Genomic DNA, 12,201 nt, shown 5'->3' with positions numbered 1-12,201 from the left:
TTGTGCAAGTGCCGTCGAAACACGGCGCCGTTCAGCGCGAACGCGCCGCCGCCGGGCAAGGCAACGGCGAGGGCTTGCCGCGGCGCTGCGCCAGCAGCCAGTGCAGCAGGCCGGGCGTGTCGTAGGCCTCGGGCCAGATCACGTGCGTCGCCGGCCACGGACCGTGGCGGTACTCGGTATAGCAAGGCCTGCCGCCGGCCGCGCGCAGCGCCGCCACCACCGGGCGCGAACCAGCCCTGTTGCCGCCGTAGCCGGTGACCACGTTGGTGTCGTTGTCATCGGCCGCGGCGAACACCCACTCGGGAATCTGCGCGATGCGCGCCAGGCCTTTCAGTTCCGTGGCGCCAGTCATCGGCACCAGCGCCGCGAAAGCGTGCGGATACGCCTCGGCCGTGGCCCACACGCCGCTGGCACCCGAGGACAGTCCAGTCAGATACACGCGATCCCGGTCCACCGGCCAGCGCACCTCGACGGCGCGGATCACGCCCATCACCTGGCGCGGGCTCCAGATTTCCGTCGGCGATTGCGGCGCCACGAACAACACCGGGATGCGCGCATCGATGGCGTTATCCAGCAGCTCGAGCGCGCCGTTGGCGTCGTAGTCGATCTGCGCCTCGTTGTCGTCGCCGGCCTGATCGGAGCCGTGCAGGAACATGATCAACGGCAGGCGCGTGGCCGCTGGCAGCGGCGTGGGCACGTAGATGCGATACGGCAAACCCGCCGCGCCCGGCGCGCGCGCGGCAAGAAAATCCGCCGGCATCACGCCTGCCGCGCGCGCTGCGCCCGACACGGCAAAGAGACACAGCAGCAAAGCGCAAGCACGCATGGAGTCCACCCAAAGGGCACGATTTTAGCCGCGTGAACGCTGGCAAGGACCATTGCGGGGACAGTAATCGCAACTAGCGCCGTGATCGCCGCGCTTGCTGCCAGTGTTCACGCTGAAATATCCTTTCATCGCGATATATGGATTATCCGTGAACCTTCAACAAACTTCGCTGCTGCTGCGCCTGCTCGCCGACCCTACCCGCATGCGCCTGCTAGCGCTGCTGGAGCAGGAGGAATTGACCGTGGCCGAGATCGCCGCGGCGCTGCGTCTGGCGCAGCCGCGCGTGTCCACGCACCTGGCCAAGCTGCGTGAAGCCGGGCTGGTGCGCGATCGCCGCGCCGGGGTGTCGGTGTATTACCGCGCCGATAGCGGCCACGCGCCGCAGCGCGATGCGCTGCTCGCCGGGCTGCGCGAAGGTCTCGACGACAGCCTGCTGGCCGGCGATCGCGAGCGCCTGCCGCAGGTGCTGGCCGCGCGCGGCGGCGCCGGCGGCTGGGCCGACAGCGTCGCCGGCGACATGGAACGCCATTACTCGCCAGGGCGCACCTGGGAGACGCTGGCGCGCGCGATGATGCAACTGCTGGACACCGGCGCGGTGCTCGACATCGCCTCCGGCGACGGCGTGCTGGCCGAGCTGCTGGCGCCGCACGCGCGGCGCATCGTCTGCGTCGACGTGAGCGCGCGCGTGGTCGAAGCAGCGCGCGCGCGGCTCAAGCCCTATGCCAACGTCGAGGTGCGCCAGGGCGACATGCATGCGCTGGACTTGCCCGCGACCAGCTTCGACCTGGTATTGATGCTGCATGCGCTGACCTACAGCGAGCATCCGGCGCGCGCCGTGGCCGAAACCGCGCGCCTGTTGCGCCCCAACGGGCGCCTGCTGCTGACCACGCTGGCGCGCCACGAACACCGTGCTGCGGTGGCGCCATTCGGGCACTGCAATCTCGGCTTCCGCCGCGAGGATCTACTCGGTTACGCACGCCGCGCCGGACTGGCCGTGCAGTCCTGCCAGGGCATCAGCCGCGAGCGCCGCGCGCCGCATTTCGAAGTGCTCAGTCTCCTGGCCCGCAAACCCGCATGATCTCCACCCTGCCCTGGCTTGATCCCGCGCGCGTCGAGCGCCTGCACGATGTACTGGCGCGCCGCATCCTCATTCTCGATGGCGCCATGGGCACCATGCTGCAGCAGCATGCGCTCGATGAAAACGCGTTTCGCGGCGAACGCTTCGCCGCCGGTTGCGACACCACGTACCAGCACGCGCACGGCGCCGGCTGCGGCTGCGATCTCAAGGGCAACAACGACCTGCTCACGCTGACCCAGCCGCGGATCATCAGCGGCGTGCACCGCGCCTATCTCGAAGCCGGCGCCGATCTGATCGAAACCAACACCTTCAACTCGACCGCGGTGTCGCAGGCCGACTACCATCTCGAACATCTGGTGTACGAGCTCAACCACGAGGGCGCGCGCCTGGCGCGCGAGGCCTGCGCGGCGATGGAACACGACACGCCCGAGCGCCCGCGCTTCGCCGTCGGCGTGCTCGGACCGACCAGCCGCACCTTGTCGATCAGCCCGGACGTGAACAACCCAGGCTACCGCGCGCTGCGCTTCGATGCGCTCGCCACGGCTTATCTGGAAGCCGCGCGCGGGCTGCTCGACGGCGGCGCCGAGATCATCATGGTCGAGACCGTGTTCGACACGCTCAACGCCAAGGCCGCGCTGTTCGCGCTGGAGGATTTGTTCGCGCAGCGCGGCGCGCGCCTGCCGGTGATGATCTCCGGCACCATCACCGACCGCTCCGGACGCACCTTGTCCGGGCAGACCGCCGAGGCATTCTGGTATTCGCTGCGCCACGCGCGGCCGTTGTCGATCGGGCTCAACTGCGCGCTCGGTGCCGGCGAGATGCGCCAGCACGTCGATGTGCTCGCGCAAGTCGCCGAGTGCCAGGTCAGCGCGCACCCCAACGCCGGCCTGCCCAATGCCTTCGGCGAGTATGACGAGAGCCCGGCGATGATGGCGGCGGCGCTACGCGGCTTCGCTGAATCGGGTCTGCTCAACATCGTCGGCGGCTGCTGCGGCACAACGCCCGCGCATATCAGCGCCATCGCCGCAGCCGTGCAACCATTCCCACCGCGTGTGCTGGCGCAACCGGCGCCGTATACGCGTCTGTCCGGACTGGAGCCATTCGTCATCACCCCCGAGAGCAACTTCGTCAACGTCGGCGAGCGCACCAACGTCACCGGCTCGGCGCAGTTCAAGAAGCTGATCAAGGAGGATCGCTACGACGAGGCGCTGATCGTGGCGCGCCAGCAGGTGGAGAACGGCGCGCAGATCATCGATATCAACATGGACGAGGGCCTGCTCGACGCCGAGGCGGCGATGGCGCGCTTTCTCGATCTGATCGCCGCCGAGCCGGACATCGCGCGCGTGCCGGTGATGATCGACTCGTCCAAGTTCAGCGTGATCGAGGCCGGACTCAAGTGTGTGCAGGGCAAGGGCATCGTCAATTCGATCTCGCTCAAGGAAGGCGAGCAGGCCTTCCTCGAACACGCCGCGCGCGTGCGCCGCTACGGCGCCGCGGTGGTGGTGATGGCCTTCGACGAGCAGGGCCAGGCCGACACGCTGGAGCGCAAGCTGGCGATCAGCGCGCGCGCATTCGAGCTGCTCACCGGCAAGGCCGGCTATGCGCCCGAGGACATCATCTTCGATCCCAACATCTTCGCCATCGCCACCGGCATCGAGGAACATGCCAACTACGCGGTGGATTTCATCGAGGCCGCGCGCGGACTCAAGCACGCGTTTCCGCTCAGCCATATCTCCGGCGGCGTATCCAACGTGTCGTTCTCGTTTCGCGGCAACAACGCGATGCGCGAGGCGATCCATGCGGTGTTCCTGTACCACGCCATCCGCGCCGGCATGGACATGGGCATCGTCAACGCCGGCGCGCTGGCGCTGTACGACGATCTCGATGCCGAATTGCGCGAGCGCGTCGAGGACGTGGTGCGCAACCGCCGCAGCGACTCCACCGAGCGTCTGCTGGAAATCGCCGATCGCTACAAGTCGAAAAAAGGCGAGATCGTCGCCGACGTGCTGGCCTGGCGCGAGCAGCCGGTGCGCGCGCGGCTCAGCCACGCGCTGGTGCACGGCATCGACCAGTTCGTGGTTGCGGACACCGAGGAAGCGCGCCAGCTCAGCACGCGTCCGCTGGACGTGATCGAAGGCCCGCTGATGGATGGCATGAACGTGGTCGGTGATTTGTTCGGCGCTGGCAAGATGTTTCTGCCGCAGGTGGTGAAATCGGCGCGGGTGATGAAAAAAGCCGTGGCGCATCTGTTGCCGTACATCGAGGCCGAGAAGGCGCGCAGCGGTGATACCGCCCAGTCCAACGGCAAGATCGTGATGGCCACAGTCAAGGGCGATGTGCACGACATCGGCAAGAACATCGTCGGCGTGGTGCTCCGCTGCAACAACTTCGAGGTGATCGACCTGGGCGTGATGGTGCCGGCGCAAAAAATACTCGACACCGCGCGCGCGGAAAACGCCGACCTCATCGGCCTGTCCGGCCTGATCACGCCCTCACTGGAGGAAATGAGTCACGTCGCGCGCGAGATGCAGCGCCAGGATTTCTGCATCCCGCTGCTGATCGGTGGCGCCACCACCTCGCGCGCGCACACCGCGCTGAAGATCGAGCCGCACTACAAGTCACCCACGGTGTGGGTGAAGGATGCCTCGCGCGCGGTCGGCGTGGTGCAATCACTGGTCAGCAAGGATCTGACCGAGGCATTCATGGCGAAGATTCGGAGCGATTACGCCGAGGTGCGCGAACGCCACCGCCAGCGTGGTGGCAACAAACCACTGGTCACCCTGCAGCATGCGCGCGCGCAGGGTTTCCACGGTGACTGGAGCAACTACACGCCACCGCAGCCGCGCCAGTTCGGCGTGACCGTATTCGCCGATTACGACCTGACCGAGCTGCGCGATTACATCGATTGGACACCGTTTTTTCAGGCCTGGGAACTGTCCGGTCACTATCCGCGGATCCTCGACGATGAGCTCGTCGGCACACAGGCGCGCGCACTATTCGCCGATGCGCAAGCCATGCTCGACACGCTGATCCGCGAGCGCTGGCTGCGCGCGCGCGGCGTGATCGGCTTCTGGCCCGCGGCCAGCGTCGGCGACGATATCGCGGTGTATGCACTGCCCTCTCGCACATGGACAGGGGTTGCGGGTGAAGGTTCGGTGCCTTGCGCAACGATCGTGCAGCCCGAACCTTCATCCGCCCTGTGGGCACCTTCTCCCGAGGGGAGAAGGGAAACCATCGCCGTGCTGCATCACCTGCGCCAGCAAGCCGAGAAGCCCGCTGAGCGCCCGGATTTGTGTCTCGCTGATTTCATCGCGCCACAGAACAGCGGCGTGCCGGATTGGATCGGCGCTTTCGCGGTGACCGCCGGTCTCGGTATCGAGCCGCATCTGGCGCGCTTCGAAGCCGAGCACGACGATTATTCGTCGATTCTGCTCAAGGCGCTGGCGGATCGCCTCGCCGAGGCTTTCGCCGAGCGCCTGCATCAGCGCGTGCGCCATGAGTTTTGGGGTTACGCGGCGGACGAAACACTGGACAACAACGCGCTGATCGCGGAGCACTATCGCGGCATCCGCCCCGCGCCCGGTTATCCGGCCTGCCCCGATCACACCGAGAAGAGCGCGCTGTTCAATCTGCTGGATGCCACCGCGACCACCGGAATCGAGCTGACCGAGAGTTTTGCCATGGTTCCGACCGCGGCGGTTTCGGGCTGGTATTTTTCACATCCGCAGAGCCAGTACTTCGTGGTCGGGCGCCTCGCGCGTGATCAAATCGAGGACTATGCGCGGCGCAAGGGCTGGACGCAGGACGAGGCCGAGCGCTGGCTGGCGACGTGGCTGGATTACGATCCGGAATAAGCCGCTGATCGTGCTTCCGGCACACGCCATGCCGGACTGCGCTTGATATGCGTGCCGCCACGCTGCCGCTCAGACCGGCGATGTCGTAAATCGCGCAACTCGGGCAACCGCGAGGCAACGCCGCGCTGATGGCGTGCGCAGACGCCAGCATGCCGCTGTCGCGCCATGCGTTCGCGCTGCAACCCGCCGCGCTGATCGATGCCTTCCGGTAATCAGCCACCGCTGGATTTCAATGCATGGACTACGCGTTGCGTTACGGACTGAAGCACCACGCTCGCACGCAAATTCGAGAATGACAGCCGCTGGGCAAACGCGAGCGCGAGCCATTAATCAGGCTCACCGATCGGGCCATGCGCGACGCAGCGAGGGCACAGCCTGCGCCGTGTCGTTCACGCCAATGTCGAGTCAGCCCTGCGCGCTGGGCACTGCGCCTCCTACTCGCGTCCCCGCTTGCGCGCTCGGTTCGGCAAAATCAACCACTAGCGCCACACGCCGGTTGACCTCGCCCTTGGCGCCCCAGGCACCGGGTTTCACCTGCCGGTTGCGCGCGGCACCATAACTGACCGTGCGCAGATCGCTGGCGGTCATGCCTTGCGCGATCAGGTAGTTGCGCACCGCCACCGCGCGCCGCATGCCGAGATGCTTGTTGTAAGCCGGCGTGCCGGCCGGATCGGCGAAACCCTCGACGGTGATCAGCACATCCGGATGGTGCTCGCGAATCACCCGCGCGAAGCCGTCCAGCATCTGCTTATCCTGATCATTCAGCGTCGCGCTGTTGAACGCGAAATGCGAGACCGTATCCACGCGGATGCGCCCTTGTAGTTGCGTGATCTGCGCGTCGTATTTGCTGAATGCGGATTTCATCTGCTGCGAGATCTGGTCGATCTGCTGCTGTTGCTTATCCAGTTGTTGCTGCTGCTTTTGATCGGTGGCGCGCAACTGCGCGACGGTGCTGTCGAAGTTCGATTTGGTGACGTAGTTGGCGCAGCCGCCAAGCACGAGCGTGGCGATGCTGGCGGCAAGCAATGTGGCCCGTGGCGTTCGGTGGAACATGGCGAGTCTCCTTGTACGGTGCGGATCACGCCCCAGCGCCAGCGCACGCCGTGGGCGGTAACGGTCAGTGGATGCGCTGCGTACGCACCGTAACCCCGCGTCCGCGCCGATGCACCCCATTGAGCGATTGCGGTTCGCAACCGTTCATGCAGCGCATGCCCACGCGCACGCTCTGCAACCCGCTCACGAACCGCCCCGATCCAGCCGCGAAACACGCGCCGCGTCTGTTAGTCTGGCCGACCGATGAACGCCAGTGTCCCGCCCCCGACCACGCGCGACGTGCTCAGCCCGAGCAGTCTCAATCGCCTGGTGCGCGGGCTGCTGGAAGACGCCATGGCGCTGCTGTGGGTCGAGGGTGAATTGTCCAACCTCGCGCGGCCCGCTTCAGGACATGTGTATTTCACGCTCAAGGACGCGCAGGCGCAGGTGCGCTGCGCCATGTTTCGCCCGCGCAGCCAGTCGCTGCGTTTCGTGCCCGGCGACGGCCAGCGCGTGCTGCTGCGCGCGCGCGTGACCCTGTACGAGCCGCGCGGCGACTACCAACTCATCGTCGAGCACATGGAAGACGCCGGCGCCGGCGCGCTGGCGCGCGCACAGGAGGAACTCAAGGCACGACTGGCCGTCGAGGGTTTGTTCGACGCCGCGCGCAAGCGCGCGCTGCCGGCGTATCCGCGCCGCATCGGCGTGATCACCTCGGCCAGCGGCGCCGCCATCCGCGATGTGCTGAGCGTGTTGCGGCGGCGCTTTGCACTGATCGAGGTCGAATTGCTGCCGGTGCCGGTGCAGGGCAAGGAAGCGCCCGCGGCGATCGCGGCGATGCTGCAGCGCGCCTGCCGCAGCGGCCGTTACGACGTACTCCTGCTGACGCGCGGCGGCGGCGCCAATGAAGACCTTGCCGCGTTCAACGACGAGGCCGTGGTGCGCGGCGTGGCGGCGTGCGCGGTGCCGGTGGTCGCCGCGGTCGGCCACGAGATCGACTTCACCCTGGTGGATTTTGCCGCCGATCTGCGCGCGCCGACGCCTTCGGCCGCGGCCGAACTGCTGGTGCCCGATGCCGCCCTGCTGCGCACGCGCTTGACGCGCCTGCACACACAATTGCAGCACCGCGTCGCGCAGGCACTGCAACAACTGGCGCAGCGACTGGATGCGTGGCAGGCGCGGTTGCACAACCAGCATCCGGCGCGACGTCTGGCGCGCGCGCGCGAACGCCTGCAAGCCCTGCATGCGCGCCTGCACGCGCTGCTGCCGGCGCGCCTGGCTCTGCTGCGTGCCCGCGCGCAGCAACTGCGCGGCCATCTGCATGGCGTCACGTTGCGCAATCGCCTCGATACCGAGCGCGCGCGCCTCGCCGCGCTGCAAGCACGCCAGCAACAGGCGCTGCGTACACTTCTGCGCCAGCGCCAGGCACAGCTTGAAGTGCTGCGCCGCGCCTTGCACGCGGTCAGCCCACTGGCCACGCTGGAGCGTGGCTACGCCATCGTGTTCGATGCCGAAGGCGGCATCGTGCGCACGGCGCGCACTCCGCAGCCCGGACAAGCATTGCGCGCGCGGCTTGTGGATGGCGACATCAGCCTGATCGTCGCGCCCGATGCACGCGGCAGGGTTTGATCAGGCTGGTGCTCGATCCCATCTTCAGCGCGCGCTCGCGCGCATCGCGCAATCAAGTCCGCGACGCGCCATAAAGGACTGGAGCCTTGGCCCCGGAAATCGATCAAGCCGCAGAGGGTCCACCAGCGCAGCCAGGACACCGTCATCGACGCCTGCCCGGTTGTGCCGAGCGGGCATCCGCTCATTGCCGATGCCATGCATCTGATCTAGATCAAGCCCATGCGTCTGGCGCCAGGCTAGCCTGCGCGCTGCTTCATCGTCAGCGGGTATTCCATGGACTTCGATGTGCTGATTGTGGGCGCGGGCCCGGCGGGTCTGGCCATGGCGAATGGGCTGGCAGGCAGCGGTTTGCGCGTGGCGCTGGTGGAGCCGCAGACGTCGACGCAACTGTCCGCGCCAGACTACGACGGCCGTGAGATCGCGCTGACGCGGCACTCGGTGGCGCTGCTGGGCACGCAGGATGTGTGGTCACGCATCGCCATCGAGCACCGCGCGCCGCTGCACGAAGCCCTCGTGTTCGATGGCGCCGATACTGTGCCACTGCAGGTGCGCGCGGCGTCGGGCGATGCGCAACCGCTGGGCTGGCTGGCATCCAATCACGCCATCCGCCGCGCGTCATGGGAAGCCCTGCAGGCCAGTCACGCCGCCACGGTGCTGGATGGGTGCCGCGTGCAGGACGTGCGCCTCGATGCCGCAAGGGCCGAGGTCGTGCTGAACGATGGCCGGCGCCTGTGCAGCCGCTTGCTGATCGCCGCCGACAGCCGTCATTCGCAAACGCGCCGCGCTGTGGGCATCGGCGCGCATATGCGCGATTTCGGACGCAGCATGCTGGTGTGCCGCATGCGTCTCGAGCAGCCATGTCCTGGTCAGGCCTGGGAGTGGTTCGATCACGATCAAACCTTGGCGCTGCTGCCCCTGCATGCGGATCAGGCCTCGGTGGTGCTCACCCTGCCGCAGATGCAAATCGCGCCGCTGCTGGAGATGTCCGTGACCGACTTCGATGCGCAGATGCAACTGCGCTTCCACGGTCGTGTCGGTGCGATGCATCTGACCAGCACGCGCCATGCCTATGCGCTGGTTGGCGTGTATGCGCGGCGCTTCAGCACCACGCGATTCGCCTTGCTGGGCGATGCCGCGGTGGGCATGCATCCGGTCACCGCGCACGGTTTCAATCTCGGACTGGCTGGCGCGGCGCATCTGGCTGCGCTGCTGCGCAACGCCGCCGCACGCGGTGCGGACATCGGTGCAGCAACGCTGCTGGCACGCTATGCGCGCGCGCACCACGCGCGTTGCCTGCCGCTGTATCTGGCTACCCAGGGTATTGTCGATTTGTACACGCGCGAGCGCGCGCCGGCGCGCATCGCACGCCACGCCTTGCTGCGCGCCGCCGCGCGCGTGCCGGGGTTCCGGCAGGGATTGGGCGCGCTACTCGCGGGCCAGATCAGTATGCGGCGCGACACGGCGGTCTGAACGCCGACGCAGAGCGCGGCCACGCCGATGCTGCGCCGCGGCTACACTATCCGCCGATGCGCCCCGCGCGTGCGACGTGCCTGCGCTCATTCACACTGCCATTGCGTACCCGCGCGCTGCATGCAGCAGTACGTCATGTGCATTCATGCGCATTCCTTTTCCCCGGCAGCGGAGTCCGCAGCCTGATGCGATCCGAGGTTTTCCATGTCCCACAGCGATCCCCATTCCACGGCTGCCGAGCCGACCCTCGCCAACTTCTCGGCGCTGGGCTTGCCTGAGCCGCTGCTGCGCGCGCTGCAAGCCGTCGGCTACGAAACACCCTCACCCATCCAGGCCGCGACCATCCCGCCGCTGCTGGCCGGCAAGGACTTGCTCGGTCAGGCGCAGACCGGCACCGGCAAGACCGCCGCGTTCGCGCTGCCGATCCTGGCGCGCATCGATCTGACCCGCGCCGAGCCGCAGGCGCTGGTGCTGGCGCCCACGCGCGAGCTGGCGATCCAGGTCGCCGAGGCGTTTTCGCGCTACGCGGCGCAATTGCCCGGTTTCCACGTGCTGCCGATCTATGGCGGTCAGGGCTACGGCCCGCAGTTGCACGCGCTGCGTCGCGGCGCGCACGTCATCGTGGGCACACCGGGGCGCGTGATCGATCATCTGGAGCGCGGCACGCTGAAACTCGACGCGCTGGCGCATCTGGTACTGGATGAGGCCGATGAAATGCTGCGCATGGGCTTCATCGACGATGTTGAAAGCATCCTCAAGAAAACCCCGCCGCGGCGTCAGGTCGCGTTGTTCTCGGCAACCATGCCGCAGGCGATCCGGCGCATCGCGCAAACTTATCTGCGCGACCCGGTCGAGATCACCATCAAGGGAAAAACCACGACTGTCGCGGAAGTGCAGCAGCGCTACTGGCTGGTCAGCGGCCTGCACAAGCTCGACGCGCTGACGCGCATCCTCGAAGTCGAAACGTTCGACGGCATGATCGTGTTCGCGCGCACCAAACAGGCCACCGACGAATTGGCCGAGAAGCTCTCCGCGCGCGGTTTTTCCGCCGCCGCGCTCAATGGCGATGTGCCGCAGGCGCTGCGTGAGCGCATCGTGCAGCGCTTCAAGGATGCGCAAATCGACATCCTGGTGGCGACCGACGTCGCCGCGCGCGGGCTGGATGTGGAGCGCGTCAGCCACGTGCTCAATTACGACATTCCCACCGATACAGAGAGTTACGTGCATCGCATCGGCCGTACCGGCCGCGCCGGACGCAGCGGCGATGCGATCCTGTTCGTGACGCCACGCGAGCGTCACCTGCTGCGCGCCATCGAACGCTCCACGCGCCAGCCGATCACGCCGATGCAGTTGCCGGGCGCCGAGGCGGTCAACGATCGCCGCATCGCGCGCTTCATGGAGCGCATCACCGAGGCGCGCGCGCGCGAAGGTACCGATGAATTCCAGCGTTTGCTGGAACGCTACGAACAGGAACAGAACGTGCCTGCGATTGAAATTGCCGCCGCGCTGGCGCGCATGGTGCAGGGCGACAAGCCGCTGCTGCTCAGTGATGCGCCCAGCGCGCACGCGCGCGAATTCGCACCGGATGCGCGCGGTGAGCGCCATGAGCGTGGCGAGCGGCCTGCGCACTCTGGCGCCGCACGCGGCGCGCGCGCGACCAGCGGCGGCACATCCGGGCCGCTGGTCACGTATCGCGTCGAAGTCGGCCGCCGCCACGGGGTCAAGGTCGGCAATCTGGTCGGCGCCATCGCCAACGAGGGCGGCCTCGACAACAGCCAGATCGGCAGCATCGCGCTGCAGGGCGATCACAGCTTCGTTGATCTGCCCGCCGATCTGCCCGCGGCCACGTTGCACGCACTGGCCAAGGCGCGTGTCGGCGGCGAGCGCCTGCAACTGCGCCGCGCCGATGACAATGAGGCGGCGCACAGCGCGCGTCCACGCAAACCCTTCGGCGCGCGTTCTGACGCCGCGCCGCGCAAGGACGGATTCAGTGCCCCGCGCAAGCCGCGCGCATGACAAGCAGGGGAGAGGCATTCTCCCGCCGGAAGAAGGTCGGTGCGCCCACGCCACTCGCCGGGACGCTGCCGGATCAACGCTGCGGTCGCAGCACGGCAAGATCGCAGGCGAGCGCGGTTGCCAGCGTCTCGGCACCGTGCTTGCCCAGTGCGCGATAGTGCGCGCGCCAAGGTGCCCACCTCGGCCATCCACAGCGCATCTTGCACGGGATCGCAATCGCGCGGCGCGGCCGCACCACGATCAAACTGATCACCCGACACCACCACCCGATTGCGCATCCGTCACCTCCCCGGTCG

General features: G+C 67.4%; 7 protein-coding genes. 5 read left to right on the top strand and 2 right to left on the bottom strand.

The genetic code is table 11. The features are described from left to right. Window positions 1-31: 31 nt before the first annotated feature. Entirely contained in the window at window positions 32-826 is a 795-nt protein-coding gene (locus ACYDAT_RS07475; RefSeq protein ID WP_461449337.1) for a carboxylesterase family protein, read from the bottom strand. Window positions 827-974: 148 nt separating this feature from the next. Between ACYDAT_RS07475 and ACYDAT_RS07470 the strand changes: the two genes are divergently transcribed. Together ACYDAT_RS07470 and metH are read left to right on the top strand one after the other, a co-directional pair. Further along, window positions 975-1,904, top strand: a complete 930-nt coding sequence (locus ACYDAT_RS07470; RefSeq protein WP_461449334.1) for an ArsR/SmtB family transcription factor — start codon at window positions 975-977, stop codon at window positions 1,902-1,904. Beyond that, window positions 1,904-5,758 carry a methionine synthase gene (metH, locus tag ACYDAT_RS07465; protein WP_461449373.1) on the top strand — a complete coding sequence of 1,285 codons (3,855 nt, stop codon included), beginning with the start codon at window positions 1,904-1,906 and terminating at the stop codon, window positions 5,756-5,758. Before ACYDAT_RS07470 ends, metH begins: the two co-directional genes overlap by 1 nt. A 405-nt stretch (window positions 5,759-6,163) precedes the next feature. Here the strand turns inward: metH and ACYDAT_RS07460 are convergent, their stop codons facing one another. After that, window positions 6,164-6,811, bottom strand: coding sequence for an OmpA family protein (locus ACYDAT_RS07460; RefSeq protein ID WP_461449332.1), 648 nt, complete (start codon window positions 6,809-6,811; stop codon window positions 6,164-6,166). A 243-nt stretch (window positions 6,812-7,054) separates the two neighbouring features. Here ACYDAT_RS07460 and xseA point away from each other — a divergent pair, with 243 nt between their 5' ends. The 3 genes from xseA (at window position 7,055) to ACYDAT_RS07445 (ending at window position 11,905) form a co-directional block, all read left to right on the top strand. After that, window positions 7,055-8,419 carry an exodeoxyribonuclease VII large subunit gene (gene xseA, locus ACYDAT_RS07455; RefSeq protein WP_461449330.1) on the top strand — a complete coding sequence of 455 codons (1,365 nt, stop codon included), beginning with the start codon at window positions 7,055-7,057 and terminating at the stop codon, window positions 8,417-8,419. Between the two features lie 273 nt (window positions 8,420-8,692). Continuing rightward, complete coding sequence (ubiM, locus tag ACYDAT_RS07450) at window positions 8,693-9,889, top strand: 5-demethoxyubiquinol-8 5-hydroxylase UbiM (protein ID WP_461449328.1); 1,197 nt, start codon at window positions 8,693-8,695, stop codon at window positions 9,887-9,889. Window positions 9,890-10,093: 204 nt separating this feature from the next. After that, on the top strand, window positions 10,094-11,905 hold the full coding sequence (locus ACYDAT_RS07445; protein WP_461438897.1) for a DEAD/DEAH box helicase: 1,812 nt from the start codon (window positions 10,094-10,096) through the stop codon (window positions 11,903-11,905). Window positions 11,906-12,201: the final 296 nt, after the last annotated feature.

Source organism: Metallibacterium sp., assembly GCF_054637675.1.
Note: the sequence above shows the minus strand (reverse complement) of the source record. Positions and strands in the feature narration are given on the sequence as shown.

Excerpts from the sequence above, each read along its gene's own strand:
- ubiM (WP_461449328.1), top strand. The coding sequence starts at position 8,693 with ATGGACTTCGATGTGCTGATTGTGGGCGCGGGCCCGGCGGGTCTGGCC.
- xseA (WP_461449330.1), top strand. The coding sequence starts at position 7,055 with ATGAACGCCAGTGTCCCGCCCCCGACCACGCGCGACGTGCTCAGCCCG.
- ACYDAT_RS07475 (WP_461449337.1), bottom strand. The coding sequence starts at position 826 with ATGCGTGCTTGCGCTTTGCTGCTGTGTCTCTTTGCCGTGTCGGGCGCA.
- ACYDAT_RS07460 (WP_461449332.1), bottom strand. The coding sequence starts at position 6,811 with ATGTTCCACCGAACGCCACGGGCCACATTGCTTGCCGCCAGCATCGCC.
- ACYDAT_RS07445 (WP_461438897.1), top strand. The coding sequence starts at position 10,094 with ATGTCCCACAGCGATCCCCATTCCACGGCTGCCGAGCCGACCCTCGCC.